Annotated in this window: 22 protein-coding genes and 1 other annotated feature; of the genes, 20 read left to right on the forward strand and 2 right to left on the reverse strand. The window is 50.6% G+C overall.

Annotated elements, in window-relative coordinates; all coding sequences use genetic code 11:
- Nucleotides 1-15: 15 nt before the first annotated feature.
- The 17 genes from AYO36_RS03590 to AYO36_RS03670 all read left to right on the forward strand — a co-directional run bounded on the left by AYO36_RS03590 (nt 16) and on the right by AYO36_RS03670 (nt 14,437).
- Nucleotides 16-771, forward strand: a complete 756-nt coding sequence (locus AYO36_RS03590) for a prepilin peptidase (RefSeq protein WP_064299549.1) — start codon at nt 16-18, stop codon at nt 769-771.
- Nucleotides 772-789: 18 nt separating this feature from the next.
- Nucleotides 790-2,526 (forward strand): type IV pilus biogenesis protein PilM, encoded by a 1,737-nt coding sequence (locus AYO36_RS03595; protein ID WP_064299550.1) that lies wholly within the window; start codon nt 790-792, stop codon nt 2,524-2,526.
- Nucleotides 2,523-3,254, forward strand: coding sequence for a YfgM family protein (locus AYO36_RS03600; protein WP_029342261.1), 732 nt, complete (start codon nt 2,523-2,525; stop codon nt 3,252-3,254). Before AYO36_RS03595 ends, AYO36_RS03600 begins: the two co-directional genes overlap by 4 nt.
- A gap of 107 nt (nt 3,255-3,361) precedes the next feature.
- Nucleotides 3,362-3,937 carry a Maf family protein gene (locus tag AYO36_RS03605; protein ID WP_064299551.1) on the forward strand — a complete coding sequence of 192 codons (576 nt, stop codon included), beginning with the start codon at nt 3,362-3,364 and terminating at the stop codon, nt 3,935-3,937.
- A 46-nt stretch (nt 3,938-3,983) separates the two neighbouring features.
- The gene (radC, locus tag AYO36_RS03610) at nt 3,984-4,616 is read left to right on the forward strand and encodes a RadC family protein (protein WP_050677672.1); all 633 of its coding nucleotides are present in this window, start codon (nt 3,984-3,986) and stop codon (nt 4,614-4,616) included.
- 162 nt (nt 4,617-4,778) lie between these two features.
- Nucleotides 4,779-5,813: a rod shape-determining protein gene (locus AYO36_RS03615; RefSeq protein ID WP_029342258.1), complete on the forward strand. Its 1,035-nt coding sequence runs from the start codon at nt 4,779-4,781 to the stop codon at nt 5,811-5,813.
- Nucleotides 5,814-5,827: 14 nt separating this feature from the next.
- The gene (gene mreC, locus AYO36_RS03620) at nt 5,828-6,712 is read left to right on the forward strand and encodes a rod shape-determining protein MreC (protein ID WP_058703839.1); all 885 of its coding nucleotides are present in this window, start codon (nt 5,828-5,830) and stop codon (nt 6,710-6,712) included.
- Nucleotides 6,705-7,208, forward strand: a complete 504-nt coding sequence (gene mreD, locus AYO36_RS03625) for a rod shape-determining protein MreD (RefSeq protein WP_023468949.1) — start codon at nt 6,705-6,707, stop codon at nt 7,206-7,208. The genes mreC and mreD overlap by 8 nt, the downstream gene beginning before the upstream one ends.
- Nucleotides 7,209-7,211: 3 nt before the next feature.
- Nucleotides 7,212-7,886 (forward strand): septum site-determining protein MinC, encoded by a 675-nt coding sequence (locus AYO36_RS03630; RefSeq protein WP_035406484.1) that lies wholly within the window; start codon nt 7,212-7,214, stop codon nt 7,884-7,886.
- Nucleotides 7,887-7,936: 50 nt separating this feature from the next.
- Nucleotides 7,937-8,740, forward strand: coding sequence for a septum site-determining protein MinD (gene minD, locus AYO36_RS03635; RefSeq protein ID WP_029342255.1), 804 nt, complete (start codon nt 7,937-7,939; stop codon nt 8,738-8,740).
- Between the two features lie 63 nt (nt 8,741-8,803).
- The gene (locus AYO36_RS03640; RefSeq protein ID WP_064299552.1) at nt 8,804-10,144 is read left to right on the forward strand and encodes a ribonuclease E/G; all 1,341 of its coding nucleotides are present in this window, start codon (nt 8,804-8,806) and stop codon (nt 10,142-10,144) included.
- 74 nt (nt 10,145-10,218) lie between these two features.
- Nucleotides 10,219-10,288, forward strand: a sequence feature (ribosomal protein L21 leader region).
- A gap of 15 nt (nt 10,289-10,303) precedes the next feature.
- A complete protein-coding gene (rplU, locus tag AYO36_RS03645; RefSeq protein WP_012370978.1) occupies nt 10,304-10,612 on the forward strand; it encodes a 50S ribosomal protein L21 in 309 nt (102 codons plus the stop codon).
- Between the two features lie 3 nt (nt 10,613-10,615).
- The gene (locus AYO36_RS03650; protein WP_023468945.1) at nt 10,616-10,954 is read left to right on the forward strand and encodes a ribosomal-processing cysteine protease Prp; all 339 of its coding nucleotides are present in this window, start codon (nt 10,616-10,618) and stop codon (nt 10,952-10,954) included.
- Between the two features lie 14 nt (nt 10,955-10,968).
- The gene (gene rpmA / locus AYO36_RS03655; RefSeq protein WP_012370976.1) at nt 10,969-11,247 is read left to right on the forward strand and encodes a 50S ribosomal protein L27; all 279 of its coding nucleotides are present in this window, start codon (nt 10,969-10,971) and stop codon (nt 11,245-11,247) included.
- A gap of 68 nt (nt 11,248-11,315) precedes the next feature.
- Complete coding sequence (locus tag AYO36_RS03660; protein ID WP_023468944.1) at nt 11,316-11,798, forward strand: Spo0B domain-containing protein; 483 nt, start codon at nt 11,316-11,318, stop codon at nt 11,796-11,798.
- Nucleotides 11,799-11,813: 15 nt separating this feature from the next.
- Complete coding sequence (obgE, locus tag AYO36_RS03665; protein ID WP_023468943.1) at nt 11,814-13,109, forward strand: GTPase ObgE; 1,296 nt, start codon at nt 11,814-11,816, stop codon at nt 13,107-13,109.
- A gap of 53 nt (nt 13,110-13,162) precedes the next feature.
- Nucleotides 13,163-14,437 carry a hemolysin family protein gene (locus AYO36_RS03670; RefSeq protein ID WP_064299553.1) on the forward strand — a complete coding sequence of 425 codons (1,275 nt, stop codon included), beginning with the start codon at nt 13,163-13,165 and terminating at the stop codon, nt 14,435-14,437.
- 41 nt (nt 14,438-14,478) lie between these two features.
- Here AYO36_RS03670 and AYO36_RS03675 read toward each other — a convergent pair whose 3' ends face one another.
- On the reverse strand, nt 14,479-15,021 hold the full coding sequence (locus AYO36_RS03675) for a transcription repressor NadR (RefSeq protein ID WP_064299554.1): 543 nt from the start codon (nt 15,019-15,021) through the stop codon (nt 14,479-14,481).
- Nucleotides 15,022-15,045: 24 nt separating this feature from the next.
- On the reverse strand, nt 15,046-16,128 hold the full coding sequence (locus AYO36_RS03680; protein ID WP_064299555.1) for a cysteine desulfurase family protein: 1,083 nt from the start codon (nt 16,126-16,128) through the stop codon (nt 15,046-15,048).
- 97 nt (nt 16,129-16,225) lie between these two features.
- Here AYO36_RS03680 and AYO36_RS03685 point away from each other — a divergent pair, with 97 nt between their 5' ends.
- Genes AYO36_RS03685 through nadA form a run of 3 tightly spaced genes read left to right on the forward strand, consistent with a single transcriptional unit; the run spans nt 16,226 to nt 19,548 of the window.
- Nucleotides 16,226-17,695 carry an L-aspartate oxidase gene (locus AYO36_RS03685; RefSeq protein WP_064299556.1) on the forward strand — a complete coding sequence of 490 codons (1,470 nt, stop codon included), beginning with the start codon at nt 16,226-16,228 and terminating at the stop codon, nt 17,693-17,695.
- On the forward strand, nt 17,619-18,461 hold the full coding sequence (gene nadC / locus AYO36_RS03690) for a carboxylating nicotinate-nucleotide diphosphorylase (RefSeq protein WP_064299557.1): 843 nt from the start codon (nt 17,619-17,621) through the stop codon (nt 18,459-18,461). The genes AYO36_RS03685 and nadC overlap by 77 nt, the downstream gene beginning before the upstream one ends.
- A complete protein-coding gene (nadA, locus tag AYO36_RS03695) occupies nt 18,451-19,548 on the forward strand; it encodes a quinolinate synthase NadA (protein WP_064299558.1) in 1,098 nt (365 codons plus the stop codon). The genes nadC and nadA overlap by 11 nt, the downstream gene beginning before the upstream one ends.
- Nucleotides 19,549-19,593 lie beyond the last annotated feature (45 nt).

Below are 19,593 nucleotides of genomic sequence, written 5' to 3' on the forward strand. Positions count from 1 at the left end.
AAGGGAGGTCGTGTCATGACGATCGTCTTCACGGTTTATTTTTTCTTGTTAGGCTTACTCATCACGTCGTTTACGAACGTCGTCGGTCTGCGCGTCCCGGCCGGGGAGTCGATCGTTCATCCGCGCTCCCATTGTCCGACGTGTGGACATGTTCTTGGACCGCTCGAATTAACACCGGTACTCGGTTACGCAGTACTCGGTGGGAAGTGCCGCTCTTGCGGACAATCGATCTCAATCAAGTATCCAGCGCTTGAATTACTCGGAGGGATCCTCTACGCCTATGCCTTCTGGCAGTTCGGCTGGTCGATGGAACTCGCATTGACGCTCGTCCTGACGAGCTTGTTGTTCATCCTGACGATGTCGGACTTAGCCTACATGCTGATCCCGAATAAAATTTTGCTCATCTTTTTGCCGATTGCCTTGATTGTGCGCTACCTTTCTCCACTCGAAAACTGGTATAATCCAATTATTGGTGGAATCGTCGGATTCGTTCTATTGTTCGTCATCTTTCTTGCTTCCCGGCGTGGGATGGGGGCAGGGGATGTCAAGCTGTTCGGACTGCTCGGGATCTTCCTTGGACCGCTTCACGTCGTCATTGCCTTGTTCGTCTCGGCATTCGTCGGTTCCGTTCTTGGCTTAACGTTACTTGGACTCGGACGCGTGAAACGGAAACAACCAATTCCCTTCGTTCCGTCGATTGCCGTCGGAACATTACTGACATATTATTTTGCGGATGATTGGGTATCGTGGTACCTCGATTTACTGCTTTAAGAAAGGAAGAACGTACATATGGCGCAACGGCGTAAAGGTACCTATATTTACTTTAATTTCACCGATGTCGCAATTTTCGGTGCAGTCGTCAAAAAAGGCGTCATTAAACGCCGGGCAGTCGTCGCGCTGCCGCCGGGAACACTGCAAGGAGGCTGGTTGCAACCGGAAGCCTCGCTTGATTTCATCTTTGACGGGTTACTGACGAAGCTGAAAGTACCACGTGGCTCGCAGGCGGTGCTGGCGCTCGATGGTTCACTCGTTCTCGCTCGGAAACTCGATATTCCGGAAACGATCGAGACGAATCAAATCCGCGGTTACTTATTCATGGAAATTGGACATAGTATCGTCTTGCCGTTTGAAGAACCGTATTTTGATTACACGGTTCTTGAAGAAGACGGCAAGCGAGAAATCATGCTCTATGCCGCGCCAAACGAGGCGCTGAAGCAATATACACAACTCTTCAAACAAAAGCATTTACGACTGGTCGCAGCTGAACCTCAACCACTCGCGACCTATTTCGGGATCGAAGCCCATCATCCGGTCACGACAGAAGCCGATACATTATTGATCTGGAATGCGAATGCAACGAACCACCAGTTGATCATCATCGAAGATCACGTGCCGCGTCTGATTCGCTCCGTTGATACGTTTGCGGCTGACGCGTGGGATGTTGATGTCATCGATGATCAATTGCATTATCGTTACCGTTCGGATGATCCGACGGTTGAACTCGTCTTAGACGAGATGTTGCTCGAGTTCTCACGAGTGCTCGATTTCTATCGCTTTTCGCTCGCGCGCGAAGGACGGGAAATCACGAACGTCGTCCTTGCCGGCGACTTCCCGTTCCGAGATGAACTGGCGACGCGTTTCCGGTCGAACTTCGATTTAAACCTTGATGAGATTCCTGACATGATGACGATCGACGGACAGTCGATTCCACGAGCCTACTTACCGCTTGCTGGTCTTGCTTCACCGCGAAAAGACCGCATCAACTTGTTACCGGAAAACGATGAAGCACCGAAGTACCCACTCGTCGCTTCATTGATCCTCTTATTGTTCGGGGGACTCGCCGGTGGCTATCTCTACTGGCAAACCGATCAATTCGCGGATCGCGTCGAATCGACGAATGATCAAATCCAAATCGTTCGTCAGCTGCAGTCGGAATCGGATCAATCGGCGAAACAAGAAGTTGCACAACTTAAACAGACGGTCGAAGGACTTGAGACGACGCCTCGTCCTGCTGTACCAACACTTGAGCGGATTACCCGTTATCTCCCGGAACGCGGTTACATTCTTCAATTTGCGTACGGTGCAGATCATGCCGTGACGATGACGACCCAGTTCGAGACACTTGATGAACTGAACGATTTTTATCGCGAGTTACTGACGGATAAAGTCTTCTCAGGAACGAATCTTGCGAGCGTGACGACACGGACGATGAACGAAAAGGCCGACGTCGTCACGACAACGACGGTTGATCCGACGACCGGACAAGAAGTCCCGACGACGGAAATTACACCGTCTGACGATGCCAAATCAGAAGAACCCCGTTATATCGGACAATTCTCGTTAAACGTCAACCCGACGGAAGTCGTCAAAGGTGAGACGAACGAGGCTGATCCGGAAGTACCAAAAGAAGATCAGCCGTCTGAATCGGAAACGGATGGCTCGACGGAAGAGACTCCTGAGACCGATACGACGGAGACGACTGATCCGAATGTAACGACTGAAATCGAGGAGGTGCCGGACAATTGAAACGTTATAGTAGCTTCATCCTCCTCGGTCTAACGATTTTGATCGTCCTCGGTGCGGTTGGTTACTTCGGTTATACGACCTATACGACGCATCAAACGCTTCAAGAAAAAGAAGCGACGTTAAAGCGAGAACAGATGGTACTCGAGCAAGCGAAAGCGAACGAACAGAAAGTCGACGTCGCTGAATCGAGCTTCTTGCAACAAAAAGTCCCGGTGACGGCGTCAAACGATGACGTCATCGATGCGATCAATGCGTCGAGTCAGATTGCCGGTGTCAAAGTCCAGTCGATCACGTTTGGTCAGGCGACAGAGACAGCACCACAGTCACCGGTTACCTCAACACCTGCTGTTGACGGAGCGATGGCGACGGAGTCTGATCAGGCAGCTGCAGCTTCATCTGCAACGACGGGAACGACCACAGCGAATGCAACACCGCTTCCGGCATCACTAACAGTCGAAGCCCCGTCGTATGTTGAATTAATGGCATTCCTGAAGCAAATCGAGCGGACGGATCGAATCACGGTCTTACGCCAAATCCAGTTGTCGGGACCGGAAGAGCCGGGTCCAGGCAGTGGAACAGTCTTACTTGAGGATGAGATGCTCTCATTCACAGTCGAGATCGAGTCGTATTATCGTCCGGATTTGACGAAGTTGACGCCGGATAAACAAACGCCACTCGAGGAGAAGACACCGAAGTCGGATCCATTTGTCGATGTGACAGGAAATTAAGGTTCATTTGGCGGTTCCTACTCTGTTAGGGACCGCTTGTTTTTTGTTAGACTAAACGATGACTCGAATTATCCGATTCGAAATTAACGGGAAAGAACGTGATACTGATGATAACGCAACCACACTTGATTCTCGCGTCGGCTTCACCACGGCGGACGGAGCTCCTACAACAAATCGGCATTCCTCATGAAGTCGTACCAGCGAATATCGTCGAAGAAGCGCCGTACCCGATGACACCACACGAGTACGTCCGTCATCTATCACAAAAGAAAGCGCGAGCGATTACAGCAGATGGTGTCATTCTGGCTGCTGATACGGTCGTCGCGATCGATGACATGATTCTTGAGAAGCCGGCGGATATTTCTGAAGCGCGGGCGATGCTAGCTCGTCTGTCAGGACGCGCTCATGAAGTCGTGACAGGCGTGACGATTCGCTTCGGGGAGAAGGAAGAGACGTTCGACGTGACGACGCACGTCCGTTTTGGTGTATTACCAGACGAGTGGATGGAAGGCTATATCGCGACGAACGAACCCTATGATAAAGCGGGTGGCTATGGCATCCAAGCGATGGGTGGTCTGTTCGTCGAGGCGATCGAGGGCGATTACTATAATGTCGTCGGACTGCCGATCCACGAGATCACAAAACGTCTCGTGTCCTTTGAAATCAAGCCGATGTTTGCGTAATTCTGAAACAGAGAGGTCGGATGCTGTGATTGAATGGCCGAAGGATATGGTTCAGTTGAAAGGCTTGGCACAAGCGACGACAGTCGAGTTGCTGGCGTGTCTCGTCCGAAGTGGGACGCGCGACCGGACACCGCTTGAAATCGCGGAAGAATTACTGCACATCTATCCTTCGTTGATCGAACTCGAGGCAGCCGGAGTCGGTGGGCTCGAAAAAGCACCGGGGGTCGGGAAGGCGAAGGCACTACAAATTATGGCTGGACTAGAACTCGGTCGACGGCTCGTCACGGAACCGAAATGGGTGCGACCGACGATCCGTTCACCGGAAGACGCCGCCGAACTGTTGTTAGAAGAGATGCGCCTCTATCAGCAGGAACACTTCATCTGTCTGTATTTGAATACGAAAAATGAGGTCGTCTCGAAAAAGACGTTATTCATTGGAGGATTGAACACGTCGATCGTCCACCCGCGAGACGTCTTCCGAGAAGCGATTCGCTGCTCGGCTGCGAACTTCATCGCCGTCCACAATCATCCGTCCGGTGACCCGACGCCAAGTCGGGAAGATATCGAGGTATCTGAGCGACTCGTTGAGGCGGGACGACTCATTGGAATCAGTTGTCTTGACCACATCATCATCGGGCATGGACAATTTATTAGTATGAAACAGCGCGGATTTATGTAAGAATAACGTCTGAAGGGAAAGCTTCGATTCTTTCCGTCAGACGTTTTTTTGTGTGTTTTCTAAGGCGAACTGTAAACAAGCTGTAACGTTTTAACGCTTTCCAATGAAGGCTTTTCCGTTATAATTAGTGAAGTGTATTCTCAGAGAGGGGTTTTTTGAATAATGTTTGGATCATTCAGCCGTGAAATCGGCATTGACTTAGGTACGGCTAACACGCTTGTGTATGTAAAGGGGCAAGGAATCGTCGTCCGCGAACCGTCCGTCGTCGCCTTCCGTACGGATACAGGGAAAATTGAAGCTGTCGGTAACGCGGCGAAAAACATGATCGGTCGTACGCCGGGTAACGTGACTGCACGACGCCCGATGAAAGACGGGGTTATCGCGGATTATGAAACAACCGCTACGATGATCAAATATTTCATGGATCAAGCTTCGAAGAAAAAAGGCTTGTTCTCTTCTAAGACGAACGTCATGATCTGTGTACCAAGTGGTATTACATCGGTCGAAAAACGTGCGGTCGAAGATGCAGCGAAACTTGCAGGTGCGCGTGAAGCGTACACGATCGAAGAACCATTCGCAGCAGCAATCGGTGCTGGTCTTCCGGTTTCAGAACCAACAGGATCGATGGTCGTTGATATCGGTGGTGGTACGACAGAAGTTGCTGTCATCTCACTCGGTGGTATCGTCACGAGCCAATCGATCCGTGTCGGTGGTGATGAGATGGATGAGTCGATCATTCGTTACATCAAATCGAAGTACAACTTGATGATCGGGGAGCGGACAGCTGAGACGTTGAAAATGACGATTGGTTACGCTCGCATCGATGAAGAGTCAGAGAACGAAACGATGGAAATCCGTGGACGTGACCTCGTCACAGGTCTTCCGAAACAGATCGAAGTCACAAGTGCGGAAATTTGTGACGCACTCTCGGATACGGTTGAAGCGATTCTTGCAGGTGTCAAGCACACGCTTGAGCAGACGCCTCCTGAATTATCAGCAGACGTCATGGACCGCGGAATCGTCTTGACAGGCGGTGGGGCACTCTTGAAGAACCTCGACGCTGTCATCGAAGACGAAACACGTATTTTGACACTCGTTGCAGAAAATGCACTCGATTGTGTCGCGATCGGTACAGGAAAATCACTCGAGATGATGAATGTTCTTCGTTCGAAATCAGGCATCTCGCAAAAAAGATAAGGACGGGATGAGCGATGAAGCGATTTTTAAATAATCGAAAACTGCTCATCACACTCCTTAGTTTTCTCCTTTTGGTGATCTTGATCGGGATTTCGCTACAAGGGCGTAACCAATCCCACTGGTATCAAAGCTTCGTGCGTGATACCGTGGGCGTCGGTCAACGCCTTTTCGCGACACCGATTGGCTGGATTGATGATACGGTCACTTCGATTAAAGAAGTGCGTGACGTGTACAAAGAGAACGAACACTTGAAATCACGCTTAAGTGACTATGCCGGCAATGCCGTCAAAGTCCGTGATCTTGAACGTGAGAATAAAGAATTGAAAGACATGCTCGACCTGAACGGATCGATTCGCGACTACAAATTGTTACCGGCAGAGATGATCGGTCGGACATCGTCCGAATGGCAACGGTTCGTCACGATTAACATCGGCGAACAAAAAGGAGTCAAGGCGAACATGGCCGTCGTAACAGCAGATGGACTGATCGGTCGCGTCATCCAGGCGAGTGCTTATACATCCCTCGTGCAGTTGATGTCAGATACAAGTCGGACGAATAACGTCTCGGCAACGGCAGATGACACGAAAGGAAAAGGAGTCTTCGGTACGATCGAAGGCTTTGATGAAGAGACGAAATTACTCAAGTTCACGAAAATTCCGAATGATGCGAAGCTGAAAAAAGGGCAGACCGTCACGACGTCCGGTCTCGGTGGAAAGTATCCGAGCGGAATTGTCATCGGAAAAATCGAGGAAGTGAAAGCCGATCAGTATGGGGCTTCAAAAATCGCATACGTCAAACCGGCAGCAGACTTCGAACAGTTCGGTCATGTCTTCGTGATTGAGCGCGAAGCGAAGGAACCTTTCGCTGAGACCGATAAGGGAGGGGACACTCGTGAATAACGTTAAGTTGTTTTTCGCCGTGTTCCTTCTTTTTATCTTAGAAGGGACGTTGTTCGCGGGACCACTCGGAGATGGTTCGCCGTACGTCATCCATGCGACATTGATCGGTCTGATGTTCCTCGGTCGGTACGGAAAACTTGAACAGGCACTCGGATTCGGACTCGTTTTCGGATTGCTGTATGATTTCGTGTACTCGGATATCATCGGCATTTACTTATTTGCGTTATCCGCCATTCCGCTTTTTAGTAGCTTCGTGCTAAAATATGTAAAGGAGAACGTATTGACGATTCTTGTCACGTTCACGTTCAGTGCCATTTTGTATGAGCTCGATATATATTTCTTCACGGCTTCGGTCGTGGGTGTCGGAGTCTCCTTCCAGGAACTTGCGACACAGATCATTCCAAGGAGTCTGGTTGCGCAGCTGATCGGGATCATCATCCTGTATTATCCGATGACCCGACTCGTGCAGTCGACCCTTGACGAGAAAAGAGGATGAGTCATGATTGAGCGTAAACGTTATGTAACGATGAAAGGTCATCGTGGTGGCCTCGCCGTCTATGTGAATGAAAGGTGCAGTGTGGATGAATTTCTTGACGATTTAGAGTTGACGCTTGCGGACAAATCCGTCGAGAACGGACGCGCCGTACCGATCACCTTCTTCTTCGGTCGACGTTATGTCGATGAAGGGGTGTTGACGGCCGTCGAATCTATCGTCGCGCGACATGATTCCTTCTCTTTCAAAGGCTATGATAGTGAGTGCATCACGAAGGACGAGGCAAAAGCCTTGTACGGAGAGCGAACGTTTCATTACTTCGGTGGAACGGCACGCAGTGGGCACGTATTAGACGTCGAAGGATCGATCGTCATCATCGGAGATATCAATCCGGGTGCGGTCGTCCATGCGACAGGAAGTATCTATTGTCTCGGTGCTTTACGTGGTACCGTTCATGCAGGTAAAGGTGGCAATACGGAAGCCGTCATCGCTGCGAGTGTATTGCAACCGAAATGGGTCGCAGTCGCTGGCACCGTCCACGAAGAACCGGACGACGCACCGATTCCTGCTCTCGATATGGGTTGTGCATTTTTAGGCGAAGACGGGGTGGAATTCTCCCGCCTTCAAACCGTTCCGCTCGCGCGGATGGATCAGTTTGCGATTGATAGTGAAAGAGGGTGACGGATATGGAACAAGTGAAAGAACAGGTACATATGGAGGCGAAGACGAACATGGGACGCGCCATCGTCGTCACATCCGGTAAAGGTGGCGTCGGAAAGACAACGACGACTGCAAACATCGGAACAGCACTTGCATTGATGGGACATTCCGTTTGCCTCGTTGATACGGATATCGGGTTACGTAATCTGGATATCGTGCTTGGTCTCGATAACCGGAGTATCTATAACATCGTTGACGTCGTGACAGGGCAATGTAAATTGCACCAAGCACTCGTCCGCGATAAACGTTTTGAAGAGATGTATCTGTTGCCTGCTGCTCAATCAAAGGATAAGTCCTCCGTCACACCCGAACAGGTGAAGGCAATCATCGATACACTGAAACTCGAATACGACTTCGTCTTGATCGATTGCCCTGCCGGAATCGAACAAGGCTTCATGAATGCAATCGCTGGAGCGGATGAAGCCGTCGTCGTTACGACACCGGAAAAAGCAGCCGTTCAAGATGCGGACCGGATCATCGGGATGCTCGAGCGCTCAGAACGTAACATCGTTCCGAAACTCGTCATCAACCGGGTGCGTTCACACATGATGGCATCAGGTGACATGCTCGACATCGATGAGATCATGCGTATCCTTTCGATTGATCTACTTGGTCTGATCATCGATGATGAAGAAGTCATCGCGGCTTCCCACCGTGGTGTGCCTGTGACGATGAATCCGGATAACCGGGCTGGACTCGGCTACCGGAACATTGCTCGCCGGATTCTCGGCGAATCTGTACCACTGCTTGATTTAAATGAACAACCGCAAAAAGGCTTCTTCGTCAAATTGAAGAAGATGCTTGGGATGAAATAAGAATGGGAAATTAGACTAGGACGACATCGTCGCGCCTAGTCTAATTTTTTTGGAGGGATCAGTATGCGATGGATTAGTGAACAGACCGCTTCGCTTGAACGATTGGCATTGGTCGAAGGCGGTCGATTAATTGAATATCATGAGCGGATGCGCGACGAGATCCGGGTTGGCACTTTCGTCTATGCCAAGGTCGACCGGTTGCATCCGACGCTCGGAGCAGCCTTTTTGATTGCGACTGACGGCACACCGCTTTACTTACCGCTGAATGAAACGGTGGAAGCACTTCGTCGCTATCCGGACGTACCGACGATCGGACAAGCGGTCCAGGTCGGACAGACGTTACTCGTCCAGGTCGTCAAGGAAGGAGTCGCACCGAAACAACACAAAGTGACGCAGAACATCACCTATGGTGGACGTTATCTCGTTTATTTCCCGTACGGGCGACGCATCCGTTTCAGTCGAAAGCTGGATCTCGTCGTTCAGCGTCAACTGGCGGAGCAATTGACGACGACGGACGAAGAGGGGATTCTCTACCGGACGGAGGCAGCAAAAGCATCAATTGACGAATTGAAGCAAGAGCTTCAGTCATTACGGACACGACATAAAGAACTCATGCAGGCACCGCGTCTTGAACAAGACGAGGCACTGATCGTTCAGGAAGCAAAACGACTTCCACATGTCACCGATGCGCTCGTCATGACGCGTCAGGAAAAGGAACGCCTGGAATTGCTTGGTCTGTCCGTCGAACGGTCGCTACGAAAAGGACGCTTACCTGAGATGGAAGCGATCGATGGCGCAATCGAGAAGGCGATGCAACGGGTCGTCTGGCTTGACGGGGGAGCGTATCTCTTGATTGAAGAGGTCGAGACGATGACTGTCATCGACGTCAACAGTGGGAAGACGATCTCCGTCAAGGAACAAAAGCGGACGTTTGATCAAATCAATGAAGCGGCTGCGGTCGAAGTCATGCGCCAATTACGGTTGCGCAACATTAGCGGTATGATTGCGATCGATTTTTTACGTGGCTCTAGTAAAGGTCAGACACGGGTGACGCAACTCCTCAAAGAACGAGCGGCGCTCGAGACGAAACAAATCGAAGTCTATGGCTTTACGAAGATGGGCTTATGCGAACTGACACGACAACGTCACGGGAAATCGCTACAGGAACGCTCACAGGAATCCGGACAGTGGACGCGATTGAGTGTCTATCGCTTGATTGAACCGAAGTTACTTGAGATTGCGACCTATGCGGAAGCGGTCGTGATTCGCGCACCACGGCATCTGTTGCAAGACGAATTCATCTCTCGTCAACCGCTCGAAGTCCATGTGCTCGAAGGCGATCCAGCGGTCCTGTTCACGGGGTCGTCACAGGACTGTCTCGATTTCATCAAGCGATCGGAATAATCCTTCAGAACAGCATTGACAAGGTAGAAGAACGTTTGGTATTCTGAATAACGTTAGTTCGTTTGGAAGCACCCAAATGACTACAACCGCACAGACCGGGTTTTAAAGCATCCGCTGCCCGTGATGGCGAGTCTGAGTTCCTAAGAGGAGGTGCACGTAATGTACGCAATTATCAAAACTGGTGGTAAACAAGTCAAAGTTGAAGCTGGCCAAGAAATCTACGTTGAGAAATTAAACGCAGACGTCGACAGCACAGTTGAATTTGGTGAAGTATTGATCCTTGGTGGTGACGATGTTAAAGTCGGCGCTCCACTCGTAGAAGGTGCGAAGGTCGTAGCAACGGTCATCAAACACGCTCGCGCGAAAAAGATCACTGTCTTCAAAATGAAAGCGAAAAAGAACTACCGTCGTAAGCAAGGTCACCGTCAACCTTACACGAAGGTCCGCATCGAGAAAATCGAAGCGTAAGCCATGATACGTGTCAAGATTCGACGAGATGAAGCGGAACTCGTCCGCTCCATCGAAGTGACAGGACATGCCGAGTTCGCAGAACCAGGTCTCGACCTTGTCTGTGCCGGCGTCTCGTCGGTGATCTTCGGGGCATACAATGCCATAGAAGCATTACTCGGGCAGGTCCTGCTCCTTGAAATGGCAGAACAACAAGAGGGTGGCTACTTTTATGTAGAACCGTACGCTGACTTAGCACCGGATGTCAGTGAGCGCACCCAATTGTTACTGGAAGCGACTTTGGTCCAACTTGGTACCATCGCTGAAAGTTACGGTGAGTTTATCCAACTTGAACAAGTATAGGAGGTGGATTCCACATGTTGAAACTTAATCTTCAGTTCTTCGCATCGAAAAAAGGGGTAGGTTCGACAAAGAACGGTCGTGACTCGCAATCGAAACGCCTTGGGGCGAAACGTGCAGACGGTCAAACTGTTTCTGCTGGTTCAATCCTCTACCGTCAACGCGGTACGAAGATTCACCCAGGTATGAACGTCGGACGTGGTGGCGATGATACACTTTTCGCAACTGCAACTGGTGTCGTTCGTTTCGAACGTCTCGGACGCGACAAGAAACAAGTCAGCGTTTACCCAGCATAAGGATCGACGAAGCAGACTCTAGCCACTTTCGAGGGTTAGGGTCTGTTTTTTTTAGGAGGGAACGACCGATGGAGGAACAGCAGGTACTTGATCTTTTAAAGACTCTTCGTCACGAGTGGTTGAACCGGATACAACTCGTCCGTTCGTATGGCGCGATCGGAGACGAACAAGCAGTCGAGTCGATCTGTTCGGCGTACCGGGAGCAAGCATCACGGGAAGGGCGTCTAGCGCGAATCGGATTGCCGAAAACCGCACTGGCGTTACTGCAAGCTGAATGGTCAGGCAAAACTGTGACGTATGATGTCATCGGAGCACCCCACATGGAAGATGAGCGGTTGAAGCAACTCGTCGAAGCGGCCATCGCCATGATTGATGTAGGAGTAGGAGAAGTATCCGTGACCTTCCACGAGGGCGTGACCATCGAGATCTATCGGGATCTACTAGATATGTCGCGCCTTGAGGATCTAGTGACGCCGATGGAAATCGAGTCGCAGACGGAAAATGAGTGTGTGATTGAGATTGAAAGTCTTCCGTTTGAGGAAGAGAAGTAAGAGGAGGGATCCGACATGTTTGTCGATCAGGTAAATATTTATGTAAAAGCAGGTGACGGAGGACGTGGGCAAGTAGCGTTCCGTCGTGAGAAATACGTTCCGGACGGCGGTCCTGCCGGCGGTGACGGTGGTCACGGGGCACACGTCGTCCTCGAAGTCGACGAAGGACTTCGGACATTGATGGACTTCCGTTACAAACGTCACTTTAAAGCGGTTCAAGGTGAAAACGGTATGTCAAAAGGGATGCACGGTCGTAAAGCCGAGCATCTAATCGTCAAGGTTCCACCGGGCACGGTCGTCTACGATGACGATACGAATGCGGTCATCGCTGACCTCGTCCATCACGGACAACAAGCAATCGTCGCAAAAGGCGGACGTGGCGGACGTGGAAATACACGTTTTGCGACACCAGCCAACCCAGCACCTGAGCACGCGGAAAACGGTGAGCCAGGAGAAGAGAAGTACTTGAAACTTGAGCTGAAAATGCTAGCAGACGTCGGTCTCGTCGGTTTCCCGAGTGTCGGAAAATCAACGATGTTATCGGTCGTTTCAGCAGCACGTCCGAAAATCGGTGCGTATCACTTCACGACGATCACACCGAACATCGGTGTCGTCGAAACGGAAGATAGCCGTAGTTTCGTCATGGCTGACTTGCCAGGATTGATTGAAGGTGCAAGTGAAGGTGTCGGACTCGGTCACCAGTTCCTCCGTCACGTCGAACGGACGAAAGTCATCGTACACGTCATCGACATGAGCGGGATGGAAGGTCGCGATCCAATCGAAGACTACAACATCATCAATAAAGAACTCGCGGACTATAATCTCCGCTTAACAGAACGTCCGCAAGTCGTCGTCGCGAACAAGATGGACATGCCGGATGCGGCAGAACATCTTGAAGCCTTCAAGGAAGCTTTCCCAGAGCTTGAAGTATTCGAGATTTCAGCAGCAACACGTCAAGGTTTACGCGATCTGTTATTCCGAATCGCTGACCTCGTCGATGCAACACCAGAATTCGGTCTTGAGGAACTCGAAGAGAAAACAGCGACACCACGTGTCGTCTACGGTTACGAAGCACCAGAAGCTGGCTTTACGATTTCGAAAGATGAAGACGATTGCTTCGTCATCAAAGGACCACGCATCGAAAAACTCTTCACGATGACGAACTTCATGCGTGAAGAATCGATTAAACGTTTCGCTCGGACACTGCGTCAAATGGGTGTCGACGAAGAGTTGCGTCGTCTTGGTGCGATCGACGGCGACGTCGTTCGAATCCGTGATTTCGAGTTCGAATTCGTCGAGTCATCATTCTAAGCGGTTCATTCCATTAGGAAACGGAGTGTGAAAGCATCGTGGACCCATTGCCCATGATTTCAGTCGTTTGGTTAATTCCGATTCTCATGTTATCCGCGTTCTTTTCCTCAGCTGAGACGGCACTCGCGAGTGTCAATCGGTTGCGGTTGTTGCACCAATCGGAAGCAGGGGACGCGCGTGCGTCCCGTGTATTTCGCTTACTTCAACGCTACGAAGAGACACTGACGTCGATTTTGATTGGGAATACGATCGTCAACGTCGCCTTTATCTTATTTGGTGGCTGGTGGATCATCCAGTTCGTCGAGACGATCGCAACACAAACCGTTGCCTTTCTCGCGCTGTTCTTTTTGTTGCTGTTGTTCGGAGAATTGATTCCGAAGTCGTATGCCCGTGAGCATACGGAACGTTACGTGTTATTAATCGGACGTCCGCTTCGTTTCTTCTTACTGTGCTTTCGACCACTTGTCTTCCTGTTACTCCGCTTACGCCAGTTGGCGCTACGGTTGATTGGAGCGGATCCGAAAGGTCCGCTCGTGACCGAACAGGAACTCAAGGCACTCGTTGATATTAGTCAGGAAGAGGGGATCATGGGGCTTGCAGAGGCGGAACTCGTTCATCAAGCAGTTGATTTTCAACATGCGACGGTCGAGGATGCGCTGACGCCTCGCATGGATATTCAGGCAATTGATATTGATGCGCGGCTTGAAGACATCCTTGCAGAGGTTCAGAAGGGTGGCTATTCTCGTCTACCGGTCTATAAAGATTCGATTGATCACGTCATCGGTGTATTATCGGAGCGGGACTTTCTGCGTGCATACGTGAAGAACGGCTCCGTTGATATCCGAGAATGGATTCGACCGGTATCGTTCGTCGTACCACAGACACGATTGATGGATTTATTACCGGAACTCAAAGTCAAACAGTCCCACATGGCAGTTGTCCTTGATGAATTCGGAGGAACGGCAGGTCTGATCACCCTTGAGGATATTTTAGAAGAAATCGTCGGGGAGATTTGGGATGAACACGATGAATCATTGGAATATACGAAACGGATTGGTCCAGAGCAATACGAATGTCTAGCAGAGTATGACATTGAAGACTTCTGTCAGCAATTTCAATTGAAAATGCCAGACACCGATGCCCAGTCACTTGGGGGATGGATCATGGAGGAGAGCGGACAATTACCGGACGTCGGAACGGCGATGCGTTATGAACGTGTCACGTTGACCGTCTTGCATATCGAAAACCGACGTGTCCGCAAAGTCTTAGCAACGTTCGATCCGCCATCTACGATGCCGGAGACACGACTTGAACCGATTGAACGATAAAAAAACCGCTTATTCCTTTGGAATAGGCGGTTTTTGTATGTTCAGACATCGAGCTCTGAAACGAGAATTCCGAGACGATCGAGTTTCGCAATGGCTGCTTCCAGTGCGTCTTCATGCTCCGCCTCCAGCGTGTGGATATGGACTCCGTCCGTCAGGCTCGAGAGCGGAGTGGCTTGCGTCTCCTTTAGCTGCTCTAGCAATACACGGACGTCTCGGCGGCTCTTTAGCATCAATTCTCCAGTGATGAAGCCGTAGACGGGATGTTCGATGATGACATCGCGGACGACGACTCCTTCGTCAACGATGGCGTCACACTCATCCTTTAACTGATCGATGCCGTGACGGCAAACGATCTTGCGACGTAATTTTGAACCGTCGACTTCCGGATCATTGATGAAATAGCCACGAGCTGTCGCGATGACAGGATATCCTTTTGCCTTTAACAATGATAAATCCTGCACGATCACTTGGCGACTGACACCTGCTTGTTTCGCCAGTGCTGTTCCTGTGACAGGTTGCTCACTTTCCTCAATCATACGAAGTAATGATTTCCGGCGTTCTTCTCCGGAGATGCGTTTCCCCATCATGTCTCCTACCTTTCTCCAGTGTCATGAAATCGTGTTCAACACATCAATGCACTGTTCGATCTCTTCGTTCGTCGTGTGTCTTCCAAAACTGAGCCGAATCAACCCATGAGCCGCTGATTCATCGAAGCCGATGGCACGTAATGTCGCATTCGGACCGTTTTCTCCAGCCCGGCAGGCACTACCAGCGGAAACCGCGATTCCGGCACGATTCAAGGCGAGCAACGCGTATTGACCGTCCCGTTGTTTCGTATGGATGGCGCAGATGGAAGCGAGTTGCGTTGGCGACTCAATCATTGTGTAACGAGACGAAGACAATGTTTTTTTTAGCATACCACGAAATCGACGGCTTGAAGCTTGGATTCCTGGATTTTCGAAGCGAGACGCTTCACAGGCAGCGATGAACGCGGCAATTCCTGGAACGTCGACTGTGCCTGGACGGATTCCAAATTCGTGATGTCCTTCGTAATAAGGGCTGAAGAGCGGACGCCGTAAATACAAAGCGCCCAATCCTTTTGGTCCATACACTTTATGACTACTCATCGTGTAGGCATCAAAAGCGTCGATGTTGATTGCATCTTTTAAAAATCCTTGGATACCATCGCAATGAAACAGAATCTCACGCGATTGACAATATGCTGCAATCCGTTCGACCGGAAAACGAAAACCGGTATCCGAATTGACATGTTGAATCGAGACAACACCGATTTCATCCGTACAAGCTGCGACGAATTGTTCCCAATCGAACGTTCCGTCCGGTAATAAAGAAAGGTGTCGTGTTTCTTGTGCCCAGCGCGCAAGCGGAAGCAAGACCGAGTCGTGTTCACATCGAAGTGTCAAGACAACTGATTTGTTACTCTGTCGCATCAGATGGGTCAACGCGATGTAGTTTGCTTCTGACCCGCTCCCTGTAAAGATGACGGTTCCTTCTTGTTGAGCCAATTGCTGCATCAGATATTGACGAGCTCGTTCGAGTAAACCTTCAGCGTTCCCACCGATGTCATGAAGAGAAGAACTGTTGCCGTAGAACGACTGAGCGGCTTGTTGATAATGAGCGAGTGCTTGAGGATGCAGCGGAGTCGTCGCTGCGTAATCGAGATAGATCATGAAAAATCCTGTCCTTTCGTCTTGTCACTCAGCTAAAAGTATGCCAAACTTATTGTCAAGTCAATAGTAAATATTTAGATATAGAGGTGTAAAACATATGTCTTTACATAAAAGACTTGAGACGGATGTGCTGATCATTGGAACAGGACTTGCTGCGATTTCGGTTGCCCTGCATCTTCCACCCGGAACGGAAGCGTTGCTTGTCACAAAAGGTACGCGGTTTGAGACAAATTCTGTTCGAGCACAAGGTGGGATTGCTTCCGCTTATGCAGAAGTCGATCATCGTGGTCACTTTGAAGATACGTGCCAAGCAGCAAAAGGGCGTATCAATCCGTCCGTCGTCGATTACGTCACCCGATCGGGAACCGAGGCGATGGAATTCTTGTTACGACAAGGCGTTCCATTCGATCAATCCGAGGGAGAGTTTTTGCTCGGTCGTGAAGGAGCACATCGTTTGCCGCGGATTTATCACTCTGGCGGGGACGAGACTGGTAAACGGATCATGGAGACGTTGATGCCGCGAGTACCATTTCCGATTCTCGAGCAGACGCGTATCACAGAGTTGATTCAAGTCAATGGGCAGGTAGTTGGTGCAGTCGGATATAGCCATGGGGAGCCGATCGAGATTGTGGCGCGCGCGACGATTCTCGCGACCGGTGGAGTGGGTGGATTATTCGCGGCGTCGACGAATGACCCTTTGATTCAAGGAGACGGGATTGCACTCGCTTTTGAAGCGGGGGCGACGATTCGTGATCTCGGTTATATCCAGCATCATCCGACGGTACTCGTTCATGCTGGTCGCTCGGAAGGTTTGATCACGGAAGCACTACGAGGTGCAGGAGCGACGCTTGTAACGAAAAATGGTGACCGGATCATGGCGGATCATCCGATGCAAGATTTAGCGGCGCGAGATGAAGTCGCAAAACGAATCCATGAGGTGCGAAAATGTGAACCGGTCTATCTCGATACGTCAAACGTCATCGATCGGACAAAACGGTTTCCAACGTTTGTTGAAAAATGTGAAAAACTGAACATAAATCCGGATCTCGTTGAAATTGCACCAGGCATCCATTTCTTGATGGGCGGGATCGAAACGGATCTGACGGGACAGACGCATGTCGAAGGACTTTACGCGGTCGGTGAGACAGCATCGATTGGACTTCACGGTCGAAATCGTCTGGCGTCGAACTCGCTCCTTGAATGTGTTGTCATGGGGAAAGCAGTAGCTGAACAGCTCGAGTTGTTACCAAAACTTTCAGTCAAACAAATCAAACGACGCCCGGGAACACTTCGTTCCGTGACAGACCGTCTATCACAGGTCATTGGTGTCGAAATGGATGTTAAGCAAATAGAAGATAGTTTAGAAGAGTTAAAAAGCTGGACATTAGACGAATCCGGACAGGAAGCAGAAGAGAATCGATTACGTCACGTAACGGCATGTCTGTTGCTTGAAGGGGCGCGAAGTCGGTTGACAGGAGAGGATGAGAACGTTGAACAAGTGGCAGTTACGGCAACAACTGGAAGCATTTTTAATCGAGGACATCGGACAGTGGGATATCACAAGTGAAGGATGTCTGACGGGACAAGAACGCGGGACCGGTCGTTTTCTAGCAAAGGAAGACGGTGTCTTTTGCGGAGTCGACATCATTCGGGAGATGGCACATCTCTTACAAGTCGACGTGACGATTCATGTAGCGGAAGGGACGATCGTCACGCGAGGCACACTCCTTGCCGAGTGGTCTGGTTCGTTACAGGACATTTTAAGCGGAGAACGGGTCGCCTTGAACCTAGTGCAACGCTTATCCGGGATTGCGACGAAGACACGTCAAGCGGTCGAGGTAGCAGCAGGACGAATCCGAATCACGGATACACGAAAGACGACCCCTGGATTACGAATGCTCGAAAAACATGCCGTTCGCGTCGGGGGTGGCTATAGTCATCGCGGACGTCTCGATGACGCCGTCATGATCAAGGACAACCACATCACAGTAGCGGGATCGATTACGGAAGCGGTGACGCGAGCAAAACGTGTCGCGGGTCATACGACACCAATTGAAGTCGAAGTCGAGACGGAAGCGGAAGTGCTGGAGGCAGTGGCTGCAAAAGTCGATATCATCATGCTCGATAACCGGACACCAGCAGAAATCAAACAACTCCGGCAATTGATTCCACCGCATATCACGGTCGAGTTATCCGGCGGGATCACGATAGACACGTTATCAGACTTCGCGGATAGCGGAGCAGACGTCATCTCACTCGGGGCACTCACCCATTCAGCAACAGCACTTGATATCAGCATGAAAATCGAAGGAGGAAAAAAAGATGTCATTTGATCTATTACGTCACGAGGGAATTCCGGCGTCGTACTTACAGCAAACAGAAGCAGACTTGATCGCGATCATCGAAGGGGTCAAAGCACGGATGGGCAGTCGCTTGTTCTTACCTGCCCACCACTACCAAAAGGATGAAGTCGTCCAGTTCGCGGATGCGACAGGAGATTCGCTCCAGCTCGCGCAAGTCGCGAAGCAGATGACAGAAGCGGAATATACAGTCTTTTGTGGTGTCCACTTCATGGCAGAGACGGCAGACATGTTGACAGATACGTCACATACGGTCGTTTTGCCTGACATGCGTGCTGGTTGTTCGATGGCGGATATGGCGAACGATACGCAAACGGAGCGTGCTTTTACAATCTTGACGGAACGGTTCGGGGAGTCGATCTTACCGTTGACGTATGTCAATTCGACGGCAGCGATCAAAGCGTTCGTTGGTCGTCATGGTGGGGCGACGGTGACGTCGTCAAACGCTGTCCAGATGGTCGAATGGGCGCTTGCTGAACGCGACATCTTATTCTTCCTGCCGGATCAACACCTCGGTCGTAATACAGCGCACGCACTCGGAATTCCGTTAGAACAGATGGCGATTTGGGATCCGATCAAGGACGAACTCGTTTTTGACGGGGAAGACCAGGACGTCCGCGTCATCTTGTGGAAAGGACACTGCTCGGTCCATGAGAAATTCACGGTCGGTCAGATTGATCAGTTCCGCAAGACGGATCCGGAGCGAAAGATTCTCGTTCACCCGGAATGTTCGCATGAAGTCGTGACAGCGTCTGATCTCAACGGATCAACCGCGTACATCATTCAACAAATCGAACAGGCTGCTCCCGGAACGAAGTGGGCGATCGGAACAGAGATGAATCTCGTCAATCGACTCGCGACGACACATCCGGAACTCGATATCGTGTCGCTCAATCCATTCATGTGTCCGTGTCTGACGATGAACCGGATCGACTTACCGCACTTAGCGTGGGCGCTCGAACAAGTCGAAGCCGGTGAGCCGGTCAACATCATTAAAGTCGACGCAGAGACGACGCGGCATGCCGTGTTGGCGCTCGACCGGATGCTTGATCGTTCCTAAAATAGAGGATGGGAGCGTGGTCGTGCGAACGATCACGCTTTTTTG

Source organism: Exiguobacterium sp. KKBO11 (genome assembly GCF_001644945.1).
GTDB classification, from domain to species: Bacteria; Bacillota; Bacilli; order Exiguobacteriales; family Exiguobacteriaceae; genus Exiguobacterium_A; species Exiguobacterium_A abrahamii.